This window comes from Arthrobacter sp. JDC6 (genome assembly GCF_056484025.1).
Genome location: NZ_CM151278.1, coordinates 3,274,953 through 3,299,464 on the forward strand (window position 1 = coordinate 3,274,953; position 24,512 = coordinate 3,299,464).

A 24,512-nucleotide genomic window follows, 5' to 3' on the forward strand; every position below is an offset into this window, starting at 1 on the left:
TCTATTCGTGTCACAAGTCATACCTTTGGCGGTTAGGGGGCTATTCTTGAGGGGCGCACCGGCGCGTAAGGGAACGGGGAAAAGAATGTCGACGGCGACAGTCCAGGACGGCGATGAAGTGCACGACGGCGGGCCTGCCCCAGCCACGCACGGCCGGGTTATTGAGGCAGTGGGGGTAGCCATAGCCTCCGGGAAGCTGGCCCCGGGCACCCGCCTCACCCTTGAAGGGCTGCAGCACGACTACGGCATCTCCCGGACCGTTGCCCGGGACACCATGAAGGTCCTGGAATCGATGAACCTGGTCTATTCGCGGCGTCGCGTGGGCATCGTGGTGCAGGAACCGTCCCTGTGGAATGTGTTTGACCCCAACCTGGTGCGCTGGCGGCTGGCCTCGGACCGGCGGGACCTGCAGTACAGCAGCCTGACCGAGCTGCGCATCGCCGTCGAACCCATCGCGGCCGCTGGGGCGGCACGCCGGGCCAGCGCAGCCGAACGTGCCCAGCTCGTGGCCCTGGCCGCTGACCTCCGCAAGCTGGGCGAGGCTGGTGATCTTCAGGCCTTCCTGGCCGCCGACATCGCCTTCCACCAGCTGCTGCTGCGAAGCTGCGGCAATGAAATGTTCCGTGCGCTGGAAGGAATGATCGCAGAGGTCCTGACCAGCCGGACCCGGCAGGGGCTCATGCCGTTCAAGCCGAGGAACGAGGCGCTGAAGGCGCACGAGGACGTGGCCTCAGCCGTGGCCGGCGGTGACACGGCGGAGGCTGAACGGGCCATGCACCACATCCTCGATGAGGTGCGGGAGGCCATGGGGCTGCACTGACCCGGAAAACGCAGGTCCGGCCGGGGCAACCGCCCCGGCCGGACCGTGTAGCCGGCGTTAGTCGACCACTCTCACCTTGCCCACCATGCCCATGTAGTCATGGAGTGCGCAGATGTACTCGAACGTTCCTTTGGACTTGAACGTTACTTCGAATGTGCCGCCACCGGGCGGGATGATGCCCGAACTAAGGTCGCCGCCGGTGAAATGCTCCGGGTCGCCGGACGGGGCGAAAATGTTCGCCGGTTCAGTGCCGAAGGTGACCGTGTGGGGTGCGCCCATGCCATCATTGACGAACTCCACCGTCTCGCCCACGTGCACCGTCACGGTGGGCCGCACGAACCGCATGACCATGGCCACGCCGTCGTCACCGCCTGCCATCACCTTGTGGTTGGATGCCTCCTGTGCCAGGGATGCGTCCAGTTGGTGCCCGTCCCGGAGGATGGCCCGCTCCTGCGCCCGTGATGCCTTGTCGTAGTCAGCCTGGCTGTACGGGTAGTCGGTGCCCCGGTCGCGCACGTGCACGGTCCCCTTCATCATCGTGCCGTGGACCAGGCAGTAGTAGGTGAAGTTTCCTTCCCGGGGGAAGGACAGGGTGTAACTCCTCGCATCCGGGAAGCCAGGGACGTCCACGTTGGCCAGGATGCCGGAGTTGTAGTACGACTTTCCGTCGTAATAATCCTTTCCGCGCTTCTGCAGCTCATCGTCGCTGAACGGATTGAACGGCTGCAGCGACTGGCCTGCCGCCAGGAACGTCACGGTATGTATTTCTGCGGAGTTTGCCTGCCAGGTGATGGTGTCCCGCTCATTGATGTAGATCTCTGAGGGAAGGAAGGCCATCCCCTGGATCTCCTGGTCGCTGGACTCAGAGCCCACCTGTACCTGCCAGGTCCGGTGGCCCCCTCCGTCGGCTGACGCGGGGCCGGCTGCAGCCAGGGAGGCGAGCAATGCGACAGCGAATGCCACAATCAATGCCAGCTTGTTGGATCTCGGTTTGATTCCCCGATAGTGCTTCATGGCGATGCTTTCTTGAACGGCGATCTGTTAAATGCCGATTTGCAGCTGCGGCCGATTCAAACCCATTGCATGACTGGCCCAACCGGCCACTGTTTTTTCGGAGTGAAGGTGCCGGCTGCCGATGCCGGGGAGCGCGGGCAGCCAGTGCCGGCCGGTGATCGGGGCCGGATATGCACCACCCCAACTGGTGCCGCGCAGGTTCAATTCTCTTCCCAGCCAAGGCGCTGGTTCCGCACGTCAGAGGCGTGCGCAGTACAAGAGTGCTCCTGCAATTCACATTTGTCGAGACCGTTCTTCCAAGGAAGATGCCCGCCCAACGCTCAGCCCTGGGGCAGGCCCAACCCGGGGAACTGGCACACACGGGTTAAACAAAAAGCAGGGCCTGCCGATAAACGGCAGGCCCTGCTTGGAAACCTAACGGTCCCGGAACTCTAAGGAATTAGAGAGCCTGGATGTTGGTGGCCTGGGGACCCTTGGGGCCCTGCTCGGTGTCGAAGGAAACCTTCTGGTTCTCTTCGAGGGAGCGGAAGCCGTTGGAGTTGATCGCGGAGTAGTGCGCGAAAACGTCCTGCGAGGAGTCGTCCGGGGAAATGAAGCCGAAGCCCTTTTCAGCGTTAAACCATTTGACGGTACCAGTAGCCATTATTTTTGTCCTTCGTGAAGGTGGAGGGAAAATCCCGACTTTCGGGCCCTCCGGCGTGGGGTGTTCAAAAACCGCTACTTCAGAAGAACACGGACTTTCGACCGCGCGTACTGCCTGAACTACCAACTGCATAAACACAACAACAGTCTCAACACTACAGGAGTTTCCGCCCACACCTAATCCCGCACCTGTTGGGCGCCGCTAAACCTGGCCGCCGCCTTCCAACGCCGTGCTGTAGCGGGTGTATCCCGGCCGGAGCCGGACTGAGTGAGGCCCCACCATCGATATGTCCTCCCACAGCACCAAAAACGAGCCGCGGTGCCGCCACCGGAGGATCCGGGCCAGCAGCCAGGGCCGGGTGAGGCCGTTCCGCTCGTAGCCCAGGAACGATGCGACACTGTGCGGGCTGACCACCAGCCCCAGCAGCCGCGGCTCCGCCATCAGCTGGTGCGGGGCTCCGTCCAGCACGAAACGGGCGTCGGCAACGCGGCCCAGCCGTCCGCCGTCGGCATCGTGGACCGGTGTGCCCAGCAGGTCACCGAGGATCATGGCGGCCTCCCGGTATCCGCGCAATGATCTTGTCCCGCACCCACCGTTCCACCCAGCTGGCGTCCAGCGCCTCCCCGCTCACGCCAAGGCGCACCACCACACCCACTTCCGCCACGTCCTTCCACGGGATGCGGATCAGCCGGGACGACGGCGGCCTGCCGCCAAAGATCCGCGTGCCCAGGACCGCGCCGGTCAGCAGGGCGGTGATGGCCGGCGGTGCTGTCCCCGCCGGAATCTCCACGTCCAAATCAGGCCCGCCCACCTCAAGGTCGTCCACGGTGGTGACCGGGACGCCGTCGTGGTCCAGGACCTGCCGGTCCATGAGGTGCAGTTGCGCGTCCAGGATGCGGCCGCTTACGCGCGGAACCGGCGGCAAAGGACCGGATGGCGATGTCATGAGCCGGCTCCTGTCACAATCATGAGCGGGATGGCGGCAAGCGAGGCCACCAGGATGATCACCAGGTAAACCATTCCCAGCACGTTCACGGCCCGCCCGTTCACATGCTCGCCCATGTACTGGGGATCATTGGCCACGATGAGGACCGGCAGGTACGTAAGCGGCAGGGCGATGGCGGAGAACACCACCGAGTATTCGGTCACCAGCACCGGGTCCACGCCGGTGGCCAGGACGGCCATGCCCACCAGGAGGCACACCATCATCGACAGGTGGAACCGCGCGGCCTCCGCCGGCCGGTGGAACTTCCCCCAGGACCAGCCAAAAAACTGGGCCAGGGTGTATCCGGACGAGAGGGTGGTCTCCAGGGCGGCGCCGAACGTGGCGGCCACAATGCCCACCAGCACAAACGCCAGCCCGACCTTCCCGGCACCCTCCGCCACGGGCAGGACCACCTGGGACAGCGACGTCACCGAAATACCGGCGGGCAGGAGGACGACGGCGGCGCACCCGGCGATCGCCACGGACAGCAGGCCGCCCAGCGGGAAGCCGACCAGGACGTTGGTGCGCTCCTGCAGCAGGTCCTTCACGGTCCAGCCTTCCTCGACGGCCCCGGAGGAGAAGAAGAAGACCTCATAGGGGGTCATGGCAGCGCCGAACAGCGCGATCGCGTAGTAGCTGTAGGTCCATACCGTTTCCTGCTCCGGCACGGCCGGCGCCAGCTGCCCGGCGAGCGCACCCCAGTCCGGCTTGAGCAGGAACAGCGCCACCGCAAAGACAATCAGCGTCAGCCCCAGCAGGCCCGTGACGTTCTCCATGATGGAGAACCGCACCCGCCAGATCACCAGCCACACTGCCACCGCGGCCACGGGAATCCACAACAGGTAATACACACTGCTGGCCAATTGCAGGGCCAGGGCCACGCCGCCGATCTCCGCCGTGACCGTCATGAGGTTGATTAGGAACGACGCCGAGAGGTTGGCCAGCCCGGCCCGGGGCCCCAGGCGTTCGCGGATCACTTCGAACGTGGCGCGGCCGGATGCGGCCGCCACCCGGCCGGACATGTTGGCGAAGAGGCAGATGCCCAGTACGCCGACGGCCACCACCCACACCAGCGACAGGCCGAAGCGGGAACCGACAACGGCGTTGGTCACCAGGTCCCCGATGTCCACGAACCCGCCGATGGCGGTGAGGATCCCGAGCGCGACGCCGAGGAGCCGCTTCACGGTTCCGCCCTCATTGTGACCCCACCTTGCCTTCGAGCTGCTTCAGGGCGTCCTGCGCGTCCGCGAGCGCCTTGTCACCGTCCGCGAGGGAGGGGGCGCCGCCGTCGTTCCCTGCCAGGGCGGCGCGCGCCACGGCGAACCCCGCGGCGCAGTGGTCCAGCACGTCCAGTGCCTGCTTCTGGGTGTCGCGGTCCTCCTGCGTTGCCGGCGAGAGGTTGAGGACGGTGTTCCGGCTCCCCTGGACTTCTTTTAGCTCATCGTCGAGGGCGGTGGAGGTGGCGGCGCGGGTCAGCTTGCCGTCCATATCCTGCCGGAGGGCGATCCGGGCTGTGGCCACCGCGGAGGAGCTGTCCTTCACGGCGGTGGACACCGACTGGCTGGTGCCGCCGCTGCAGCCGGTGAGGAGGGCGAGCGCGGCGAGGGCAACGAACGCGAGCCGGGGTGCGGTGGCGGGACGGTTGGCCGGGCGGCACCGGATTCCTGCAGCCGGGGCGGAGGCCGGCGTGTTCAGCACCGTTGCCTCCAGCCCCCGGGACAATTCCGGATCCATGCGACCTGGCGGGGCAGCCACAAAATAGTTGCCTTGAGCTATATATAGCACTCCGCCGGGAAGTTTGACCTGCTCAGGACGGGATTTATTGCCGGCTGGGCGCATGCATCCCGGACCCTCGACCCCGCCTCCGAATAGGCATATCCTGCATCCAGATCCTGCGGATACACCCTGCCACCGGGAGATGAAGCCATGGAGATGCCCAAAGCCACCGAGGAAGACAAAGAGCGGTTCCGGCGCGTGGTTCCCGACCATCCGGGGGTGGTGGTGAAGCCGATGTTCGGCAACCTTGGCGCGTTCGTCAACGGCAACATGTTCGCCGGGCTGTTCGGTTCCACCATCGGCGTGAAGCTCTCCCCGAAGGACAAGGAGGTGCTGGAGTCGTCCGAGCGGACCGTGCCGTTCGGGCCGGCCGAGCGGCCCATGGGCGGATACACCGGGCTGCCGGAAATGTGGAATGAAGAGGGCGACGGCGATGACACCCGGGCGCGGGCCTGGGCCGGGAAGGCGCTGGACTACGTCGCGTCCCTGCCGCCCAAAGAGCCCAAGGAACCTAAAGCCCGTGCGTCCAGGACCTCAAAGGCGGCGCAGTAGCCATGTCCGCCCCCGCGGTTTCCCGTCATGAGACCAACACGGTGGTAGTGGGCGCCGGACAGGCAGGCCTGGCTACGAGCTACTGGCTGTCGCAGCGTGGCGTGGAACACCGGATCCTGGAGCAGCGGCCCGCCCTGGGCGGCGCCTGGCAGGACCGGTGGGATTCCTTTTACCTGAACACCCCCAACTTTTCAGTCTCCCTGCCGGGGAAGGCCTACGACGGACCCGAACCGGACGGGTTCATTTCCCGCGACGCCACCATCGACTTCTTCCGCCGCTACGCCCGGGACATCCATGCCCCGGTGGAGCTGGACACGACGGTGACCCGGATCGCCCCGGCGGATGCCGGGTTCACCCTCGAAACGGACCGGGGCACGTGGGCCGCCCGGAACGTGGTGCTGGCCAGCGGCGCCTTCCAGCGCCCACGGACCCCGCCTGCCGCCGTCGGCCTCTCCCCCGAAGTCCTGCAGCTGCACAGCCACGACTACCGCAACCCCGCCCAGCTCCCGCAGGGTGCGGTGCTGGTGGTGGGCACCGGGCAATCGGGCGGCCAGATCACCGAGGACCTGCTGGACGCCGGCCGCACCGTGCACCTGTCCGTGTCCAGCTGCCCGGAGGCGCCCCGGCGGTACCGGGGGCAGGACATCTTCCACTGGATCGTGGAGGTGAACGTCCACGGCCCGGAGTACGGCATCAACGCGCTCCAGGTGGACGGGCTGCCCTCCCCCGCCGGGCGCTTCATGTGCAATCCGCTGCTGTCCGGCAACGACGGCGGCCACAGCGTGCACCTGCGCGAACTGGGACGCCGCGGCGTCCGGCTGCACGGCCGGTTCGAGGGAATCGACGACGGCGTCCTCGTCTTCACCGACGACCTCGCCGAGCGCCTGGCACTGGTTGAGGCAGGGTTCGGGCAGCGGCTGGGGCGGCTGTCCGATGCGTACATCAAGGCTGCCGGGATCGACGCTCCGGCGGCGGACGTGCCGGAGGAAGACCACTGGCTGCCGGCAGAGCCAGGCGCCCGGCTGGACCTTAAGGCGGAAGGAATCACCTCCATCATCTGGTGCACGGGCTACGCGCTGGACTTCAGCATGCTGGACCTTCCCCTCCTGGACGAGTGGAACTACCCGCGCCACACGAAAGGCGTGACGGAGCACCCGGGCCTGTACGCCGTCGGGCTCCCCTGGCTCACGCGCCATATCTCCGCCACCCTCGTGGGGGCGGGCCCGGACGCCGAGTACGTGACCGGACATCTGGCAGCGCGCCGCTGACCGGCGCCGGCGAAAGACAATGCCATGGAACCGCTCCGCGTGATCCTGCTTCCCGGCAGCGTCCTTCCCGCCGGCCCCGCCTACGGCGCGCTGCTGCAGGTCCTGGGACCCGGAGTGGACGCCATCGCCAAGGACCTGGAGCTCTACGCCGGGGATGCCCCGCCGCCGGGATGGAGCCTGGATACAGAGGGGGACGGCGTGCTCCGCGAGGCCGACGCCCATGGCTGGGACACCTTCCACCTGGTGGGGTATTCCGGCGGCGGAGCTGCCGCGTTGGCCCTCGCCGCCTCACATCCCGGACGGCTCCGCAGCCTGGCGCTGCTTGAGCCGGCCTGGGCGGGAAACTGGGACTGGAGCCCTGCCCACACCGAACTGTGGCAGCGTTACGGCCAGTTGTCCGCCCTGCCGCAGGACGAGTTCATGCCGGCCTTCATGAGGCTGCAGGTAAAGCCCGACGCCGTCCTGCCGCCACCGCCGCCCGGCCCGCCGCCGCCGTGGATGGCCAAGCGGCCGGCAGGCATCAGCGCCTTCCTCCAGGCGTTCAACACCTATGACCTGGACCGCGGCCGCCTTGCCTCCTTCACGAAACCTGTGCTGTTTGTGCTGGGCGGCATGAGCAGTCCGGACGAGCAGGGCGACAATGCCGCCCGGCTGTCCCGCGTCTTTTCCGATTACCGGCTGGAAGTCTTCCCGGGCCGCCACCATTTCGACCCCCCGCACCGGGCTGAGCCGCAGAGGGTCGCCGCACTGCTGCGTGGGCACTGGACCCGGGCGGAGGCGGTCCTCTGATGGCCCGCATGGGCTCACCGGCCGGCCCACCGGCCCGCTGGGCCCCTTAGCCTGCCCGGGGCCCGGGGCCGTGCGTCTTCTGCCGTCCGTCGCGGTGGGCGACGTAGGCGTAGACCATCAGCGTGATTCCCGCCAGGATCATGATGGCCGGGAAGGCGAAGTCCAGGGAAATGAACACCACCGTGGCCTGGAGCGCAAAGATCAAACCCATGACCGTCAGGACCGCCGCGGGGATCAGCGGCCAACTCATCCTTTCGCTGGGGTGGTCGGCAGCGTGCCCGGAGCTACGGACCGGGACCAGGGAGAGCGCGCCGAAGGTGGCTGCCAGGCCCAGGAACAGGACGGCCGCGGTCGGCATGCCCTGCAGTTCCTGCGGGAGTGCCACGATGACAGCAAGCGTCAACATGACGCCCGCCGGGATCAGGGCCCACCAGTTGGTGCGCTCGCGGAGGAACACGGCGGCGAACCCGCCACCCATGAAGAGGAAGAGGAAAGATGCACCCCATGCGCCGTTGGTGAGCTGCGTGGTGGTGATGACCGCTGCCAGGCCCAGGAACACGGAACCGGGGATGGCCGCCCACCAGTTCTCCCGGCGCTGGACGAACAGGGACAGGAACAAAACCCCTATGGCCGCGAAGATCAGCGGTGCGACAAAAGCTGCCGTGTCCATGACGCCGAGCCGGTCCAGCAGTAAGAGCCCACCCAGCCCAATAAGGACAAGGCCTGCAATAATGCTTGCGTTCGCCGATTTCACCGTGTGCCTCCCGGATCCGGCAGGCGGCCTTACGCCGCCCTGCTGATTTCAGGCTAGGGCCGGCCCCGCAACCGGAAACAGGGCACAAAGCCCCCGCCTTCCAAGGGAACCAAACCTCCAAACCTTCCACGCGGGAATCTGTACCCGTCCTCCCCTATGACGGGACTTTCAGCCCTACAGCGGGACCCCAGACCCTTGGCATCCTTGTAGGGGCGCCGTCCGGGTCCTCAGGTTTGCGAGGCCGGAGTGGCTTTCCCCCTGACGCCCCTCCCCTGAGACCCAGTTCCCTTGCACACAGTTCACTTGCACACACTTCCCTTGCCGCTGAGGCATTCCCGCATGTCACCGCAGATGATGCCCCCGCAGGCACATGCTGCAAGCTCGCTGCACTTTGAAAGGACCAGCATGCCTGAAATCCGCACGCTCCGTCCCGCCCTGAAAGCGCCACTGGAGCCCGCGCGGCTGTCGCGGGAGGACGCCTCCCGCCGTCGGGCGATGCTCCTGCATCCTGCCAATTTCAAACCCTCAACATCCCCGGGCAGCGAAGCCGGCGGGAGGGCCGGGGAGCTCAGCAGCAGGTTCGAATGCCTTCATGCGGACCTGGTGGGACGCGGTTTGGCGGAGAAGGATGCACGGACGGAAGTGGCCCGGATTGCGGCCCGGGAGGTTTGGGACGGGTTTGCCGCCCAGCTGCGCCGTCACCGGGCCGCGGGCCGGCAGCTGGACGCAAACGTGCTTGCTGTCGCACTGGCATCAATGCAGGGCATGACGCTCGCGCTGCTCCGGCACCAGGGCGACCTGGGATACGCCATCCGTGCCGTGTCCACCGCCCTCCGACGCCTCCGATACAACGGTGGCCTGCTGGAGCGCCTGCACCCGCATGGCAGCCCGGCCTTCACTGACGCAACCATCACCCTCCAGTCATTGGAGGCGTTTCTCGCCCGCCCGCAAACCAAAGCTGCCTGATCAGGGAGGCACCGTGGCAACTTCTGAAGAGTACAGGGCCGTGTACGGTCAGGAAGCGCCTGGCGGCCAGGCCCCAGCGGAAATTGGCGATGGCGGGTGCAACGTCATTTTCAAGGACAACGGTGCCGTCGTGGGACGCTGGAGTTCCTGGGAGAAAGCCAGCGTGGCACTCAACCGGCTGCAAAAGCTTTCGGGCTGGCTTGAGTACCGGCTGGAGGAATCGCACCGGTGGGTCAGGGCAAAGGGGGCCGGAGACACCATGAGGTGCTCTGGCTGCAGCGCCCTTCGCCAACTTCAGGAGGCAGCCGGGCCATTGGCTCCCCGTGGCTTCGGCTGGTGACGAATCAGGAACGGACTTTTGGCCCTGCTGGCACAGCAGAGGGACGCGAAATGATTGAACGAGGATCCTTCCGACCGGGGCGGCTGCATCAGACGGGCAGCCGGGGAGGGCGTCGAATCAATGAGAGCGTCGTCATGGAAACACCCGCAGAACCCCGGGATGTCTTTCAGTCCCCAGCCGGGACCGCCCGGATCTTCATCCTCAATGACCATGAACTGGTGCGGCGGGGCCTGAAGGACCTGCTCGAAAATGATCGGTTCACGATTGCCGGCGAGAGCGGGTCGGCCGCAGAGGCCCGGCGCCTGATCCCCAGCCTGAAACCCGATATCGCTCTGTTGGACGACAGGCTGCCGGACGGAACGGGGATCGAGGTCTGCCGCGACCTCCGCGCCACGGCCCCCGGGGTCCGATGCCTGATCCTGACCGGCTGGGACGAACAGCATGCCGTGCGGGCGGCGGTGCTGGCGGGCGCGTCCGGGTACGTCCTCAAGCAGGTGAGCAACAACAAAGATCTGGTGGACAGCATCCGCTGTGCCGCCGCCGGCGCATCACTATTCCGGCCGGAGGTCCGGGAAAGGGTTGCCGAAAGCCTGTACGCAGCCGCCTCTGCCTCTTGGCTGCAAGGCCTCACAGGGAGGGAGCGGAACGTGCTTGCCTTCATGGCCCGCGGCCTGACAAACCGGCAGATCGGGCAGGAGCTGGTGCTCCCCGAAGATGCGGTGGTTGGCACTGTGTCCTCGGTACTGCAAAAGTTGGGATTCCGGCGCCGCAGCCCGTTGATCCCGGCTCCCATCCCGCGCGCGTGGGAAATGCTGTCCTGAGAGGGCACGCCGCCGTCAGGCCGGAAGGGGCACCCGCCAGGTCACGCTGGTGCCTTGGCCGGGGGCGCTCTCAATGGTGCAGGTCCCGCCCAGCCGGCTGGCCCGGCTCTTCATGTTGTTCAGTCCGCTGATCCGGCCGGGATCGGCAAATCCGCAGCCATGGTCCTGGACGGTGAGGACCACGTCGCCGTCCTGAACGGCGAGGAGGACGTAAATTTCTTCAGAGCCCGAGTGCCGCACGGCGTTGCTGACGCTTTCAGACAGCACCGGCAACAATTGTTCGGCCACCTCCTCGTCCACGATGTCATCCACCGGGCCCGAGAGCTGGATCCTTGGCAGGAAGCCACCGGCGTTGGCTGCTTCCTGCACGGCGCGCAGGACGCGGCCGCTGAGGAGTTCCCGGTCGGGTTTCCTGGCCTGCAGTGAGTAAATCGTGTCGCGGAGCTGGTGGATGCAGTCATCCAGTTCAGTGGTGATATCGGCGATGCGGCGCTCATGGGCAACGGGGTCCGAGGTGTAGCGGCGCAGGCCCTGGATGCTCAACCCGGCTGCGAACAGCCGCTGGATGACCAGGTCGTGCAGGTCCGCCGCAATCCGCTCGCGGTCGATGAACAACGCGTGCTCTTCCCGCAGCTGGTTTGCCTTGAGCAGGTCCAGCGTCAGGCCGATCCGCGAGGCAAACACGGCGCTCTGCTCAACATCCACGTCCGTGTAGCGGCTTCCACCGGTCCCCCGGGCCAGGATCAGCACACTGTCCCGGTGTCCGTCACTGTTGCTTCCCAGGGCGGCAACCAGGACCGGCCCGAGTTTCTCTGCCAGCTCATGGTCAAATACCAGGGACGGGTCTGCCAGCGCCCTGGACTCCCCGCTTTCAAGAACTTCGGATAACACGTCAGAGGCTGGCAATTCCTGGCCGCCAGGCATCGATTGCACGCCCACCGATGTACGGCACCTGACGGTTCCGTCCCCGCCCGCGGATGCGATTACCCCCAGGACCGAAGCGGAGGCCTTAACGGCCCGTTCCGCGATCATGTCCAGGTTTTCGGTATCCGAGCGTGGCCGGTCCTTCAGGCAGTCACTGACCTCCATGCCCGCCTCAAGCCATTTTTGGCGCCGCTTGCTGTCATCGAACAACTTGGCGTTTTGGATGGCCACGCCGGCAGCAGAAGCCAGGGCTACAGCCAGGTCTTCGTCTTCACCCGAAAAATCCTGCCCGCCGATTTTTTCCGTCAGGTACAGGTTCCCGAAGACCTCGTCCCGGACACGGACCGGAACACCCAGGAACGTGCTCATCGGCGGGTGGTTGGCCGGGAAACCGACGGCAATGGGAAGTTCGCCGAGATCGTGGAGCCGCAGTGGTTTGGGTTCGCGGATCAGTTCGCCAAGCACTCCGTGGCCGGTTGGAAGGTCACCGATGAGGCGGGCTCCCTCATCATCGATGCCTACGGTGATGAAGTGGCTGAGCTGCTGGTCATCACCGATGACGCCCAGAGCCCCGTAGCGCGCTCCCACCAGTTCGCAAGCAGACTGCACCACCCGGTCAAGCACTGCTTCCAGGCTGAGGTCTTCGGTCAGGGACACCACTGCACCGAGCAGGCCTTCAACGTGTTCCTGTGCCCGGACAAGGTCATCAGCCCGTTCTACGAACTCCCGCAGAAGTTCCCGGGTCCGCCGCCTGATCGGTTCACGCCACATGAGAGTACACCCCAAAGTTCGAACAGCATGATCCAAGGCGGCCTTCATCACCCTGCTTTGAACATCTCAGCGAAAGCCCCAGCTTCTCTCTCCTCCATGCTAACCCCGGCGTCGCCACAAGGGTTATGGGTTACGGACAGATCTCCCCTGCCGCGCCTTGCGCCGCCCAAGCCTTGGCACGCCTGAGGGGACCGCGGGCTTAGGGACCTTGACCGGGATGCTGTACCTGGAGGCCCTGCGGGCGATGTGGTGCGTGGCGTGCCGGCGCTTGACGGGAGGTGGCGGGGCGGGCAGCTGCTGGGCGCTGCGGGCAAAGAACCATCGTTTGGCCAGTTCCACCAGGACCAGATACACCACCACCATGCCCAGCAGGGCCAGGAAGAACGGGACAGGCAGCGGGTCGAAGCCGAGCAGGCCGGCCAACGGCGAGAGCGGCAGGAAGATTCCCAGCGCCACCACGCCGAGCGACGCGGCAATCAGGCCGGCTGACGGCCGGCTGCGCAGGAAGGGAACACGCCGTGTGCGGATGGCGAAGATGATCAGCGTCTGGGTGGCGATGGATTCGATGAACCAGCCGGCCCGGAACTCCCCCGGCACAGCAGTGAACACGAACAGCATCAGAGCGAAGGTGGCGAAGTCGAACAGCGAACTGATGGGCCCGAAGAGAAGCATGAACCGCCGGATGAAGGCGATGTCCCAGTGGGACGGCGCCCGCAGCTGCTCCTTGTCCACCCGGTCCCCCGGAATAGCCAGCTGCCCGGAGTCATACAGCAGGTTGTTCAGCAGGATCTGGCCCGGCAGCATGGGCAGGAAGCTCAGTACCACGGAGGCTGCTGCCGCGCTGAACATGTTGCCGAAGTTGCTGGACGTGCCCATCAGCACGTACTTGATGGTGTTGGCGAAGATCCGCCGCCCCTCCATCACGCCGTCCGCCAGCACTCCCAGGTCCTTGTCCAGGAGGACGACGTCGGCCGCGTCCTTGGCAACGTCCGTTGCCGTGTCGACGGAGATGCCGATGTCCGCCTTGTGCAGTGCCAGGGCATCGTTCACGCCATCGCCCATGAAGCCCACGGAGCCGCCGCTGAGGCGCAGCAGGCCGATGATGCGCGCTTTCTGTTCGGGCGAGACGCGCGCAAAGATGGTGGCTGTCCGCACGGCGGCGGCAAGGTCGGCGTCGGACATCTGCTCAACCTGGGCACCGGTGAGGGTGCCGCCGGAGATCACGTCCAGGTCGGCACAGACTTTCTCCGCCACCTTGGCGTTGTCCCCGGTGGCAATCTTTACCGAAATACCCAGGGCCTCCAGCAGGTCCAGGGACTGCCTGGCGTTGGTTTTGGGCCGGTCCAGGAAAACGAGGAACCCGGCCAGCGTCAGCCCATGCTCATCAGCCGGGGCCAGCTCCACCAGGTCTGCAGCCGGACGGGTTGCCACGGCGACCACCCGGGAGCCGGCGTCGAACTGATCGTCCAACAGCGCCTGCACCGCGGGTGGGGTTGGTCCGCACAAGGCGAGGACGTCCTCGGGGGCGCCCTTGGTCACCAGGCGGGCGGGGCCGCCGTCTTCACGGACCAGCACGGTGGTGCGGCGGCGCTGGTGATCGAAGCCGATCATGTCCAGGCGCTGATGACGCTTCGGTTCAAAGGCGGCGGCGCCGGGGCTGTCCCAGAGGGCGGCGTCCAGCGGGTTCTGCCCTGCCGGGGACGCATTTCCTTCCGAGTAGTCGGCCTCCGTGGCGAGCAGGCCCAAAGTGAGCAGGTCGTCTTCGGAAACGTCCTGCGTCACCGGAAGCGCGCTGGTGAAACTGATCCGCCCCTCCGTCAGGGTGCCGGTCTTGTCCGTGACCAGGATGTCCATGTCCCCCAGGTCCTCGATGCACACCAGCCGCTTGACCAGCACTTTCCGCTTGGCCAGCTGCCGGGTACCGGTGGCCAGGGACGTGCTCACCACGGCGGGAAGCAGCTGCGGGGTGATGCCTACGGCGATTGCCAGCGAGAACAGCAGGGATTCAATGAGCGGGCGTTGCAGCAACAGGTTGGCCACGAAAATCAGCGTGGTGAGCACCATCGCCACCTGCAGCAGCAGGAACGAAAAGCGCCTGAGTCCCAGCTGGAACTCGGTTTGCGGCTGCCTCTCCCCCAGGCCCAGCGCGATGCGGCCGAACTCAGCCCGGCCACCGGTGGCCACCACAACCCCGGTGCAGCTGCCGGACTGGATCACCGTGCCCATGAACACGCAGGAGGCGAGGTCGCCCAGTGCCGCGCCTGCGGCCACGGGAGCGGGGTCCTTGGCGGCGGGCTGGGACTCGCCCGTGAGGATGCTTTCATCGCAGAGCAGGTTGTTGGTGGCGAGGAGCCGGATGTCGGCGGGGATGATGGCACCCAGGGAGAGATGGACGACGTCGCCCGGCACCAGGGCGGTAACGTCCACTTCCCTGGTGGTTCCGCCCCGAAGGACCACGGCGCGGTGGGTGACACGGTCGTGCAGCGCCTCGGACGCCCGCTCCGCGCGGAATTCGTTGGTGAAGCCAAGGCCCACGCTGACCAGCAGGATCACGCCGATGACGATCGAGTTGGTTGCGTCACCCAGGAACAGGGACAGCCCGGCGGTGACCAGCAGAAGGATGAGGATGGGGCTGGCGAACTGCCGGCCCAGCACGGCCCAGGCGTTGGCGCGGTGCGTGCGGACGGCATTGGGGCCAAGGCTGCCAAAGCGGGCGGCGGCTTCCTCCTCCGGCAGGCCGTCCGGGCCGGAGGCCAGGTGCGCCAGCGTCTGCCCGGATGTCAGGCTCGCGGCGTCAGTGATCGGCAGCTGGAGGGAGCTCCGCTCCCGGACATTGAGCTCTGTCATGCCGCATCCGTTCGGACGTTTGCTTTCGTGGCGTTAGCTTAGGGCAAGGGTACGACGGCGTGGCCTCGCCAAGGGCCCAGGGTCGAGGTTGGCCAGGCGGACCGGGGCGTTCAGGCGCTCAATGACATATCAGTGCGGCGTGCCAGGGGGGCACGTCAGCCCGGTGGTCCGGGGCTGGTGGCCGTGCCCAGGATGTGGGCAAGCGGAGGGTTCAGCCGCTGCACGGCGAAGCCGAAGCGCTGGTTGTCCTGGACCGTGAAGCCTGCTGCGGTGATGGCGGCGAGGGTGTCCCGGTTGAGGTGGCATCCGCCCATGAACCGGCCCCAAAGCGGGGTCAGGAGGTCTTCTGCCCTGGCCAGGACCGGGTGCCGGGACCGGACATGCTCGTAGTAGGCCAGTGTTCCGCCGGGTCGCAGGACGCGGCGGATCTCCGCAAGCACGGCGGCCTGGTCCTTGACGCTGCAGAGAACCAGGCTGGCCACCACGGCGTCGGCGCTGCCGGTCTCCGCGGGGATGTTCTCTGCGGCGGCGGCAACCACCGTTACGGGGACGCTGGCCGTGGCGGCCTGTTTCTGCGCCAGGGCCCGGAGGTAGTCATCGGGTTCCAGGGCCAGGACGCGGGTGACGGCGGGAGGGTACAGCGGGAAGGAGGAGCCGGCCCCGGCCCCGATTTCGATGACTGATCCACGCAGGCCGGCCAGGGCGCGGCGGCGGTGGTCGGCTGCCCCGCGGCGGTCCATGCCACCCACGGCCCGGGCAAATGCCCGGGCAAAGAATGGATGCTGCAGCGGGCCCGGCCCCACCCCGCCCTCCGTGCCGCCAGGTGTGCGGTCCATCCGGATACCTCCTGGGGACTGTCTGGCTCTCATCATGGCACGGCGCGTGGGTGCCGGGGCCGGGCGCGGCTGGTAAAGGCGGTCCGGGCTACAGGCAGCTGGGCTGGTACGCGGGGTCCGCAGGGCCGGAGGCCTGGCCCAGCGCGTTTGCCACAAACTGGTGCACCACGGGATCGTTGGGTGTCTGGTCGTGTTCGAAGACATCGGCAGGACATTTGTCCTGGATGGTGATGTTGGTGACCTGCCTGGCCGGTCCCGCCAGGAACTGGCTGTTGTAGGGAATCACCACTTCGTCATAAACGGTGGAGATCACGGTGTACGACGGGCCGGCGACGGTATCGCCCTTGGCGTTGAGTTCCTGCATGAACGCCGACCCGGCCTGCTGGTCCGCGCATGCTGCGCAGCCCAGGGTGGTGTAGGCGGGATCCGGGACGGCATCCGGCGGCGGCACGATCAGGCCCTGGGTGCCGTGGTTGGAAGGCGCAATTCCCACCAGGTGGTGGACGTACTTGGCGCCGCCCAGCAGGTGCATGTAGTAGCGCGGCATCATGCCGCCCTGGCTGTGGCCCACCAGGTCCACTTTCAGCGCACCCGTGGCGGCGCGGACGGCATCAACGAACGGGGCGAGTTCCTTCGCGGAGTCGGCCACCGGCGCGGTTGCGTAGACGCCGTTGGTCTCGCCGTAATTGAGGGCGAAGACGCAGTATCCGGCGCTCTTGAGGTAGGGCGAAAGCGTGGACCAGTTTTTCGCCATGCTTTCGAAGGTTCCGGGCACCAGGACCACGGGGTACGGGTGTTCGGCGGAGGGCTTGCAGGACCAGTCGTTGGCGCCCGGCGGCGCGATGTCCAGGGTGTCGGCCTGGGCGGGAGTCGCGGAGAGCGAGCCTGCCAGGACGGCGGCTGCGGCGACGGACAGGGCGCGTTTCAGCAGTGACATATAAACCTCTTTGTTCGCGTGTCAGCAGGGGTTCCGCGGCCCCAGGTGCCAGCGGCGGTGTGCCTGCCGGTGCCCGGGGTGCGGTCCTAGAAATGCTAGGCAGCCTGGACCCGCAGGTGGACCGGCCTGCACGAACGTGCGGGGAATTGGTCCGCGTCCGGCCCACCGCAACCCGGCCGGCCCCAGCACGCCGGGATATTCATTGTTACTGGTGAGTAGCTATTAAGCGCGGCCGAAACCCCCATGGCCTTTGGAGCCGGAACCGTTCCGACAGCACCGCCCCAACTGCACGAATGTGCAGATGGCGTGAGACTCTCGGCCGGGCGTACAGGTCTGCCGTCGTACGTTCTGCCCAGGATCGCTACTTGAGGCTCAGAACCTCGTCGATGGGACGGCCGTTGACGAACACCTGCGCGCTGGTGGCACCGGATGCCGTCATGGCCGTGTATTCCAGTTGGGCCTTGGCGCGTGGGATGTCGCACACGCCGCCGAGCATGAACTGCCCGGAAAGCCAGATGGTGATGGTGCTGCCGTTCAACTCGCCACCAAGATAGGTCAGGCTCGACTGGTACAGGACGTTGATGAGGCCGGACAGGCCGACGTCGCGGCTCTTGTTGGCCAGCAGGGTGTTGATGCTGGGGCCCACCTGGTCGGTGAAGCGGACGGGAGCCGTGGTGGTGGCCACCAGGCTGTCACCGCAGCCGATCGCGGGCCCGGAGACGCCGTTGTCACCCACGGCCACGTAGTAGATGGTCAGCGGGGCCACCTGCTCGGGCAGCCCGGTGGGCGTCGGTTCCGCCGTGGGCGGCGGGCTGGCAGGAGCGGACGACGGCGGAGCGGCGGCTGACGTGGTGGGCGCGGCTGAGGTGCTGGCAGGGGCGGTGGGGGTGGCCGATGCGGTGGGGCTCGCCGTCGTGCTTGGGGACGCGCCGCTGGGGCTGGCGCTGCTGGCGGTGGGGCTGGGGGCCGGGGAACTGCTGGAAGGGGCCGGGGCGGGAGGGCCGAAGCACCCCGTAAGGAGCAGCAGGCTGCTGAACCCGAGAATGCTGAGTGCCGAATGCCTGGGCCTGGTCATGACGCCCCCTTGACTGCTCGCCCCGCGGTTGCGGGAACCACTTTCAAGCTACGCCTGAGGGTTAGTCCAGAACAGGGACTAAAGTCCGAGTCCCCGGAGACTCACCACACCGAGTCGCCGCGCAGGACAACATCGCTGCCGCCGTCGACATAGACGATCTGCCCGCAGAGGTGCGTGTTCTCCTCGCTGTTGAGCCAGGCCAGCAGGCGGGCCACCACAATGGGCTCGGCGATGCCGTTCAGCGGCATCGGGACCACTTCCAGCAGCGACCTTCGTTCCTCTTCGGTATCAATCAGGTCCGCCGTCATTGGGGTGGCGATGACGCCCGGCGCCACCGCGTTCAGGGGGATCCCGGTGCCGGCCCACTCTGCCGTGGCGGCCTGGCGGCGGACCCAGCGGGAGAGCGCCAGCTTGGTGGAGGCGTAGATGAGCTGGCCCGTGGTCGCTGGTTCCTTGGCCATGACCTCGGCGCGGGCCATGGCCGCCGGTTCATCCCCGGCGGCCAGGAGTGCAACAAGCTCGCTGTCGCTGGCCAGGAGGGCGGCCATCGATGAGACCGCGACGGCGCGTGGCGCGTCCGACCCCGCCAGGAGGGGCCGGAGCCTTTCCAGCGTTGCCACGGTCCCGAAAAAATTGACGGCCACGGTGGCGGGGGCCGGAACGGCGAGGCCGGCATTGGCGTAGATGGCATCGATCCTGCCGCCGCTGACCTTCCTCACCGCATCCGGCAACGCGTCGCGTCCCTCGGCGGTGGACAGGTCGGCCACCACCTCGGCATCGTGGAGATCCACCCCGATGACGCGTTCGCCGCGCTGCTCAAGCAGTTCCCTGGTGGCTTTGCCAATGCCGGAGGCTGCGCCGGTGACGACGGAGGTGCGGGGCATGATGTCCTCTTTCCCTGGCTTCTTAGGGTTGTGAGCCACTCTGCCTGCGACCCCGCGTCGGGGCCAGAGTCCAAAGGCCCTGCGCCGCATCCCGCTCTGGCTCCAGGGTCGGCGGATCCATCAACAGGTTTTGTCACGCCGTTAACCGGCCATTCATATCCTCCTCGAAACCTGTCCAACAGCTGGAAATAGCGTGGAAGCCATGGACAACATCTCCCGCAGAACGCTCATCTCCGCCGGCATCGGAGCCGGCATCGTCGCCGCACTGCCAAGTGCCGCCGTCGCCGTTTCCACCGCGGACGACGCCGGTCTTCGCACCGATCCCTTCATGCTCGGCATCGCGTCGGGCGAGCCGTGGCCGGACGGCTTCGTCCTGTGGACCCGCCTGGCCGTGAACCCGGTGGCGGAGGACGGGCTGGGCGGCATGCCGTCGCGCCCGGTGGCCGTGCAGTGGGAAGTGGCCGTGGACCAGGGCATGCGGAAGGTGGTGGCCCGCGGCGTGGAGCAGGCACGCACCGAGACCGCGCACTCGGTGCACGTGGAGCTGCGCGGCCTGCAGCCGGGCCGCGAGTACTTCTACCGGTTCCGCACCGGCAAGTACGTCAGCCCCGTGGGCCGCACCCTCACCAGCCCTGCCCTGCACGAGACGCCCGCCGCGCTGGCCATGGCGTTCGCCAGCTGCGCGCAGTATGAGCACGGCTACTTCTCCGCGTACCGCCGCCTGGCGGAGGACCACCCGGACCTGGTACTGCACCTGGGCGACTACCTTTATGAATACAAGAAGGGCAGCTACGTGATCGGCGGAGGGAACCCCCGTGACCACGAAGGCCCGGAGACCATCACGCTGGAGACGTACCGGCAGCGCCACGCCCAGTACAAGGCCGACGCCGACCTGCAGGCAGCGCACGCAGTCGCACCCTGGGCGGTGGTGTGGGATGACCACGAGGTGGACAACAACTGGGCGGACGACGTTCCGGAGAACCAGGACGCCGCCCAGTTGAACGACAGCGTGGAGCACTTCCGGCAGCGCCGCGCCGCAGCCTTCCAGGCCTACTACGAGAACATGCCGCTGCGCCCGTCCTCGCTCCCCGCCGGGCCGGACATGAAGATCTACCGCCGCATCCAGTGGGGCCAGCTGGCCAACTTCCACATGATGGATACACGGCAGTACCGGGACGACCAGCTTGCCGGCGACGGCTGGAAGAAGAACGTCACAGAGCGGCTCGCCGAAAACCGGACCATCACCGGCGCCGAGCAGGAGAAGTGGCTGCTGGACGGATTCAGGAACTCCACGCAGCGGTGGGACATCCTGGGCCAGCAGGTCTTCTTCGCCGAGCGCGACCGGAACAAGGCACCGGAGATCGACGACGTTTCCATGGACGGCTGGGACGGGTACGCGGCCTCCCGCCGCCGCATCACCCAGGGCTGGACCGACGCGAAGGTGCGCAACGCCGTCGTCCTCACCGGCGATGTGCACCGCCACTGGGCCAACGACGTGAAGGTGGACTACAAGGACCCCGCCTCCCCCGTAGTGGGCTCGGAACTGGTGTGCACGTCCATCACCTCCACGGGTGACGGCACGGGCTCCACCACGGACGCCACCATGGCCTGGAACCCGCACCTGAAGTTCTACAACGACAACCGCGGCTATGTGAACACGCGCATCACCAGGGACTCCATCACGGCGGACTTCCGCGTGCTGGACCACGTGACGACGCCGGGCGCACCCGTTGCCACGAAGGCCTCCTTTGAGATCCGCGACGGCGTGCCGGGGCTGCAGGCGCGGGCCTGACGCCTCGCGGCGGGCGTTTGCGTGACTTTCCTGCGTGGCCCGGGCGGCGGGACCTTCGGCACTTTGCGTGCCGGGGGTCCCGTGGCATGTTGCGGCTATGGCCGGACTGCGATATTTGCGACGGACGGACGGCGGAGCTAATCGGCGCAGGCGCCTGCAGCTCCTGGCGGCGTCGCTCGGCGTACAGATCACGGCGTATCTGCTGTGGCGTCCGGCCATGCTGCGCTGGGGAACCGAGGGCACGGAAGCCGTGGAGCGGCTGCCCGGCGACGACCTTGAGCCCCAACCGGTGATCCAGAGCACCAGGGCCATCAGCATCGACGCCCCGCCCGAGCGCGTGTGGCCGTGGATCGTGCAGATGGGAATCTACCGCGCCGGGTTCTACACGCATGACCGGGTCGAGCGTGCCCTGTTCCATGCCCGGTACGTCGAGGGCAAACAGTCTGCAACCCGAATCCACCCGGAACTGCAGGGCCTCAAGGTGGGCGACAAGGTACCGTATGGCGGGGGCGTGTACGCGACCGTCACCGCGCTTGAGCCCAACCGGCACCTGGTGGCGGGAGAACAGTTCATCCTGCGGCCCCTGCCGGGGAACCGCACCCGGTTGATCATCCGGTACCGCGGCAAGGGGTACCTGAGCGCCGCGGCGCGCGGTGCCGGGCCCGACGCTCCCATGACCACCCGGGCTTTGGCCTTCACCCTCCAAAACGTTCCGGGCGCGATGCTGCTGGCACGCGCCGTCGACCTTTTCATTGGCGACCCGCTGCACCACTACATGGAAGTTGGCGTGCTCCGCGGGGTCAAGCAGCGCGCGGAGTCCTGAAGAACTCCATAGCTCTGCCGGAGACCAGTTCCGGCCGGTGGTCGGCGATGAAGTGCCCCTCACCCGGGACGATCTCGGTGGTGACGTTTCCGCCCCGGCCGCGGCGGTGGCCCATCCGTTGCAGGGTGGCCGATGGTTCCATGGACCCGATAAGGACGAGGGTGGGGACCGTGAAGTCGCGCCGGCCGTACACCCCGAAAATGATCTTCAGGAAGGCTGGCAGGATGGTGCCGCGGTAGAGTGCCGAGCCCGCTCTTGCCCTGGCAGGCTTTGCGGCTGCTGCGTTGTAGAGGTTCATGTCCGCCTCGGATACGCCCCCTGCGGGTTCAAATGCTGTGAAGAGGTGCTGCATCACCCTCCGGCTCCGCTGGATCCGCGGGCCGATAAATGGAACGGCAAGGGCGAAGGCGTGCCACAGCTTGGGAAAGACCAAAACCAGCCGGGCATTGGGCCTGATGTGGACGTCGGGGGCACCTGTAACGATGAGTGCCTCAACAAGATCAGGCCGCTGCATGGCGAGTAGCTGCCCCACGATGGCACCCCAGTCGTGGGTGAGGAAGCGGGCTCGGCTGATGCCAAGCTTTGCCATGAGTCCGATGACGTCCTCCACCAGCAACCCGGCTGAGTATCGGCCCTGTGGTGCATCACTCCAGCCGAAACCCCGCTGGTCCGGCGCGATCACCCGGTAATGTCTGGCCATCAAGGGCATCACGCCGTGCCATTCCCACCAGTTCTGCGGGAAGCCGTGCAGGAGAACCAGGGGATCCCCGCTACCTGCCTCAGCGATATGCAATCGGATGCCGCGGATGTTCATCCATCTGTGGGTGACGCCATCAAGCTCCGGCATCGCAGCGACCTTGCCTTCCATGAACCTAATTTACTACTTAAGTAGTACCGGTGTCAGGACCTGCCGCGCAGCCCCTCCGGGTGCACCCGGCCCTGCGCGCATTAAGGCCTGGTCCGTCGCCGTCGTACTTCCGCAAAGCCGTTGTGCGCCGTGGAGCCCGGGGCTACGATGCTCCCGGGGAGAGGTCCTTTGTCTCGCGAGACTGGAAAGGGCCACGCACATGACCGACTTCTTCACAATGCAGCCCGGCGAGACGGCGCCTCCCCTGCCGGCGGGACCCGTCCTGTGCGCGGGGACGGCAGCGATGCGGCGCATCCACCGGTTCTTCCTCTGGGCCTACGGCGAGGCGCCGGGACTGGTGCGCTCCGCCGCCGCCGGCGACACTGCCCGGGCAGCCTACGCGGGCGAAGTGCTGGGCAACTTCGACAAGGTGCTGCATATCCACCACGAAGGCGAAGACCTCCTGATGTACCCGCAGCTGAAGGAGCGGGCACCGGCATGCGCGCTGCATGTGGGGCAGATGCTTGAGCAGCACAGGCAGGTCACGCAGAGGCTGGAGGCCATCGAGCCGGTCCGGCTGCGCTGGATGCAGACGGCGGATGAGGAGTCCGGCGCGGAACTCGCCGCCCGCTATGAAGACCTGTCCGGCGTCCTCAACGTACATCTGCGCCGCGAGGTCACGGAGATGATGCCGGTTGCTGACAGGGTGATGACGGAGAAGGAAGCTGCCGCGGTGGGGCAGCACGGGATCCAGGAACTCGACAAGAAATTCCTGGTGGGCTACCTCGGCATGGTGCTGGCTACCAACCCGCCTGCGGACCGGAAAGAACTGTTCAAGGAAATCCCTCCCCCTGTGCGGCTCGCCTACCGCCTGGTGGGACGGCGGATGTACCGGAAACAGTACTCAACGCTGTTCCCCGGACGCCCGGTTCCCGAGACGCTGTAGGCGTTCTGTTGCGGCGCCAAGCTGCGGTGGCGGCGGTCAGGGCCGTCCACACACTGGCGTGGTTCTCCATCGAGTCCTGCGTCATCTACGTGCTCTACAGCGGCCTGGCCGGCCGCACGGACAGGCGGGTGGGGTGGGCGGCCGCCGTGGTTGCCGCCGAATCACTGGTGTTCGCCGGAAACGGGTTCCGCTGTCCGCTCACCGGACTCGCGGAGCGCTACGGCGCCGAGCGCGGCTCCGTCACCGACATCTACCTGCCGCGATGGTTCGCGCACAACCTGCCCGCCATCCACGTTCCGCTCCTGGTGCTGATGGTGTACCTCCATGCCCGGAACCTCCGGCACGGGCGCCCGCCGGGCTGAAGTAAGCCGCACTGCCTCCACGACGTCGCTGGCCCGCAGCAGATGCGTCGTTGCCTGGACCGCATCCCAGCGTCCGAAATTTGCCGGGCCCAGGAAGTGCTCCCGACTCCGCTCGAGATCCCTCCGTACGTCTGCCGGCCACTCCCTGAATCCCTTGCCCAGAACACCTGCACCATCGGCGCCGGGGACGCGTTCTGCGCCGCCCTGGTCCTGGCGCTGCAGCGGGGCCTGGACTACACCTCGGCACTTTCTGCTGCCAACCTGGTGGGTGCCGACGCTGTCGGCGACCCTTCCTCCCAGCCCGATTTGGCACGGCTGGGCTACTATCTGGAGCGGATTGCCCCGGCCGTGGACACACGGTGAGCGTGACACTGCGGCGGGCGGCGCCGTCGGACCTTCCCGAGGTCATGCGCATCACCCGGGACGCGTACCTCCGGGCCGGGCACTTCGCGGCAGACCATCCCTACATGGGCGTGCTGGAAGACGTGGAGCACCGCGCCGCCCATGCCGAGGTGTGGGTGGCGGAGTCCGCCGGGAAGGTGGTGGCAGCGGTGACGCTGACATTCGCCGGCCAGCCGTACATCGGGGCCATCAGCATCACCAGCGCCACGTTCATGGAGCGCGCGCACGCCGTGTACGGGTCGCTGGGCTTCCGCCGTGCGCCGGAACGGGATTGGCATGTGCCCGGCGAGGACGTGCTGCTGTGGGTGTTTACGCTGGAACTCGGTGGCTGAGCCTGC

Annotated in this window: 28 protein-coding genes; 14 read left to right on the forward strand and 14 right to left on the reverse strand. The window is 66.9% G+C overall.

Features of this window, described 5'->3' with window-relative positions; genetic code table 11:
* Positions 1-85 precede the first annotated feature (85 nt).
* Complete coding sequence (locus ACV095_RS15145) at positions 86-820, forward strand: FadR/GntR family transcriptional regulator (RefSeq protein ID WP_478222181.1); 735 nt, start codon at positions 86-88, stop codon at positions 818-820.
* Positions 821-877: 57 nt separating this feature from the next.
* Here the strand turns inward: ACV095_RS15145 and ACV095_RS15150 are convergent, their stop codons facing one another.
* The 6 genes from ACV095_RS15150 to ACV095_RS15175 all read right to left on the reverse strand — a co-directional run bounded on the left by ACV095_RS15150 (position 878) and on the right by ACV095_RS15175 (position 5,196).
* Positions 878-1,834, reverse strand: a complete 957-nt coding sequence (locus tag ACV095_RS15150; protein WP_134164598.1) for a plastocyanin/azurin family copper-binding protein — start codon at positions 1,832-1,834, stop codon at positions 878-880.
* A gap of 439 nt (positions 1,835-2,273) precedes the next feature.
* A complete protein-coding gene (locus ACV095_RS15155; RefSeq protein ID WP_009372930.1) occupies positions 2,274-2,477 on the reverse strand; it encodes a cold-shock protein in 204 nt (67 codons plus the stop codon).
* 201 nt (positions 2,478-2,678) lie between these two features.
* Complete coding sequence (locus ACV095_RS15160; protein WP_018770411.1) at positions 2,679-3,026, reverse strand: PRC-barrel domain-containing protein; 348 nt, start codon at positions 3,024-3,026, stop codon at positions 2,679-2,681.
* Positions 3,013-3,423 (reverse strand): hypothetical protein, encoded by a 411-nt coding sequence (locus ACV095_RS15165; protein WP_134164599.1) that lies wholly within the window; start codon positions 3,421-3,423, stop codon positions 3,013-3,015. The genes ACV095_RS15160 and ACV095_RS15165 overlap by 14 nt, the downstream gene beginning before the upstream one ends.
* Entirely contained in the window at positions 3,420-4,646 is a 1,227-nt protein-coding gene (locus ACV095_RS15170; protein ID WP_478222182.1) for an Nramp family divalent metal transporter, read from the reverse strand. Before ACV095_RS15170 ends, ACV095_RS15165 begins: the two co-directional genes overlap by 4 nt.
* Before the next feature lie 10 nt (positions 4,647-4,656).
* Entirely contained in the window at positions 4,657-5,196 is a 540-nt protein-coding gene (locus ACV095_RS15175; protein WP_478222183.1) for a hypothetical protein, read from the reverse strand.
* Between the two features lie 192 nt (positions 5,197-5,388).
* On the opposite strand from ACV095_RS15175, the gene ACV095_RS15180 reads away from it, so the two are divergent.
* From ACV095_RS15180 to ACV095_RS15190, 3 genes are read left to right on the forward strand one after another with little or no spacing between them, the layout of a single operon-like run.
* Positions 5,389-5,790 (forward strand): TfoX/Sxy family protein, encoded by a 402-nt coding sequence (locus ACV095_RS15180; protein ID WP_478222184.1) that lies wholly within the window; start codon positions 5,389-5,391, stop codon positions 5,788-5,790.
* A 2-nt stretch (positions 5,791-5,792) separates the two neighbouring features.
* Positions 5,793-7,058: a flavin-containing monooxygenase gene (locus ACV095_RS15185; RefSeq protein ID WP_478222185.1), complete on the forward strand. Its 1,266-nt coding sequence runs from the start codon at positions 5,793-5,795 to the stop codon at positions 7,056-7,058.
* A gap of 24 nt (positions 7,059-7,082) precedes the next feature.
* Positions 7,083-7,847 carry an alpha/beta fold hydrolase gene (locus ACV095_RS15190; RefSeq protein ID WP_478222186.1) on the forward strand — a complete coding sequence of 255 codons (765 nt, stop codon included), beginning with the start codon at positions 7,083-7,085 and terminating at the stop codon, positions 7,845-7,847.
* Between the two features lie 46 nt (positions 7,848-7,893).
* Here ACV095_RS15190 and ACV095_RS15195 read toward each other — a convergent pair whose 3' ends face one another.
* A complete protein-coding gene (locus tag ACV095_RS15195; RefSeq protein WP_056393356.1) occupies positions 7,894-8,601 on the reverse strand; it encodes a hypothetical protein in 708 nt (235 codons plus the stop codon).
* Positions 8,602-9,006: 405 nt separating this feature from the next.
* Here ACV095_RS15195 and ACV095_RS15200 point away from each other — a divergent pair, with 405 nt between their 5' ends.
* From ACV095_RS15200 to ACV095_RS15210, 3 genes are all read left to right on the forward strand, one after another.
* Entirely contained in the window at positions 9,007-9,567 is a 561-nt protein-coding gene (locus ACV095_RS15200; protein ID WP_478222187.1) for a hypothetical protein, read from the forward strand.
* Positions 9,568-9,580: 13 nt separating this feature from the next.
* On the forward strand, positions 9,581-9,907 hold the full coding sequence (locus ACV095_RS15205; RefSeq protein WP_134164607.1) for a hypothetical protein: 327 nt from the start codon (positions 9,581-9,583) through the stop codon (positions 9,905-9,907).
* Positions 9,908-10,041: 134 nt separating this feature from the next.
* Complete coding sequence (locus ACV095_RS15210) at positions 10,042-10,728, forward strand: response regulator (protein WP_478222188.1); 687 nt, start codon at positions 10,042-10,044, stop codon at positions 10,726-10,728.
* A gap of 15 nt (positions 10,729-10,743) precedes the next feature.
* On the opposite strand, the gene ACV095_RS15215 is transcribed toward ACV095_RS15210, so the two are convergent.
* The 5 genes from ACV095_RS15215 to ACV095_RS15235 form a co-directional block, all read right to left on the reverse strand.
* The gene (locus ACV095_RS15215; protein ID WP_478222189.1) at positions 10,744-12,423 is read right to left on the reverse strand and encodes a GAF domain-containing sensor histidine kinase; all 1,680 of its coding nucleotides are present in this window, start codon (positions 12,421-12,423) and stop codon (positions 10,744-10,746) included.
* A 123-nt stretch (positions 12,424-12,546) separates the two neighbouring features.
* Complete coding sequence (gene mgtA, locus ACV095_RS15220) at positions 12,547-15,270, reverse strand: magnesium-translocating P-type ATPase (protein ID WP_478222190.1); 2,724 nt, start codon at positions 15,268-15,270, stop codon at positions 12,547-12,549.
* A gap of 155 nt (positions 15,271-15,425) precedes the next feature.
* Positions 15,426-16,106, reverse strand: coding sequence for a class I SAM-dependent methyltransferase (locus ACV095_RS15225; protein ID WP_134164611.1), 681 nt, complete (start codon positions 16,104-16,106; stop codon positions 15,426-15,428).
* A gap of 88 nt (positions 16,107-16,194) precedes the next feature.
* Complete coding sequence (locus ACV095_RS15230) at positions 16,195-17,043, reverse strand: esterase/lipase family protein (RefSeq protein WP_223994365.1); 849 nt, start codon at positions 17,041-17,043, stop codon at positions 16,195-16,197.
* 361 nt (positions 17,044-17,404) lie between these two features.
* Positions 17,405-17,809 carry a hypothetical protein gene (locus tag ACV095_RS15235; protein WP_478222191.1) on the reverse strand — a complete coding sequence of 135 codons (405 nt, stop codon included), beginning with the start codon at positions 17,807-17,809 and terminating at the stop codon, positions 17,405-17,407.
* Between ACV095_RS15235 and ACV095_RS15240 the strand changes: the two genes are divergently transcribed.
* Positions 17,793-18,131 carry a hypothetical protein gene (locus tag ACV095_RS15240; RefSeq protein ID WP_223994356.1) on the forward strand — a complete coding sequence of 113 codons (339 nt, stop codon included), beginning with the start codon at positions 17,793-17,795 and terminating at the stop codon, positions 18,129-18,131. The two genes, ACV095_RS15235 and ACV095_RS15240, sit on opposite strands and share 17 nt — an antisense overlap.
* A gap of 88 nt (positions 18,132-18,219) precedes the next feature.
* Here the strand turns inward: ACV095_RS15240 and ACV095_RS15245 are convergent, their stop codons facing one another.
* On the reverse strand, positions 18,220-19,002 hold the full coding sequence (locus ACV095_RS15245; protein WP_018770428.1) for an SDR family oxidoreductase: 783 nt from the start codon (positions 19,000-19,002) through the stop codon (positions 18,220-18,222).
* A 202-nt stretch (positions 19,003-19,204) separates the two neighbouring features.
* Here ACV095_RS15245 and ACV095_RS15250 point away from each other — a divergent pair, with 202 nt between their 5' ends.
* Both ACV095_RS15250 and ACV095_RS15255 read left to right on the forward strand, forming a co-directional pair.
* Positions 19,205-20,794, forward strand: a complete 1,590-nt coding sequence (locus tag ACV095_RS15250) for an alkaline phosphatase D family protein (protein ID WP_478222192.1) — start codon at positions 19,205-19,207, stop codon at positions 20,792-20,794.
* A gap of 97 nt (positions 20,795-20,891) precedes the next feature.
* A complete protein-coding gene (locus tag ACV095_RS15255) occupies positions 20,892-21,617 on the forward strand; it encodes an SRPBCC family protein (RefSeq protein ID WP_478222193.1) in 726 nt (241 codons plus the stop codon).
* Here the strand turns inward: ACV095_RS15255 and ACV095_RS15260 are convergent.
* On the reverse strand, positions 21,595-22,485 hold the full coding sequence (locus ACV095_RS15260) for an alpha/beta fold hydrolase (RefSeq protein ID WP_478222194.1): 891 nt from the start codon (positions 22,483-22,485) through the stop codon (positions 21,595-21,597). The genes ACV095_RS15255 and ACV095_RS15260 overlap by 23 nt on opposite strands.
* Before the next feature lie 199 nt (positions 22,486-22,684).
* Between ACV095_RS15260 and ACV095_RS15265 the strand changes: the two genes are divergently transcribed.
* The 4 genes from ACV095_RS15265 to ACV095_RS15280 all read left to right on the forward strand — a co-directional run bounded on the left by ACV095_RS15265 (position 22,685) and on the right by ACV095_RS15280 (position 24,506).
* Positions 22,685-23,410, forward strand: a complete 726-nt coding sequence (locus tag ACV095_RS15265) for a hemerythrin domain-containing protein (RefSeq protein ID WP_134165589.1) — start codon at positions 22,685-22,687, stop codon at positions 23,408-23,410.
* A gap of 8 nt (positions 23,411-23,418) precedes the next feature.
* Positions 23,419-23,772 (forward strand): hypothetical protein, encoded by a 354-nt coding sequence (locus ACV095_RS15270; RefSeq protein WP_478222195.1) that lies wholly within the window; start codon positions 23,419-23,421, stop codon positions 23,770-23,772.
* A 96-nt stretch (positions 23,773-23,868) separates the two neighbouring features.
* On the forward strand, positions 23,869-24,135 hold the full coding sequence (locus ACV095_RS15275; protein WP_018770434.1) for a PfkB family carbohydrate kinase: 267 nt from the start codon (positions 23,869-23,871) through the stop codon (positions 24,133-24,135).
* Positions 24,132-24,506, forward strand: a complete 375-nt coding sequence (locus tag ACV095_RS15280) for a GNAT family N-acetyltransferase (RefSeq protein WP_478222196.1) — start codon at positions 24,132-24,134, stop codon at positions 24,504-24,506. The genes ACV095_RS15275 and ACV095_RS15280 overlap by 4 nt, the downstream gene beginning before the upstream one ends.
* The last annotated feature ends 6 nt before the right edge of the window (positions 24,507-24,512 follow it).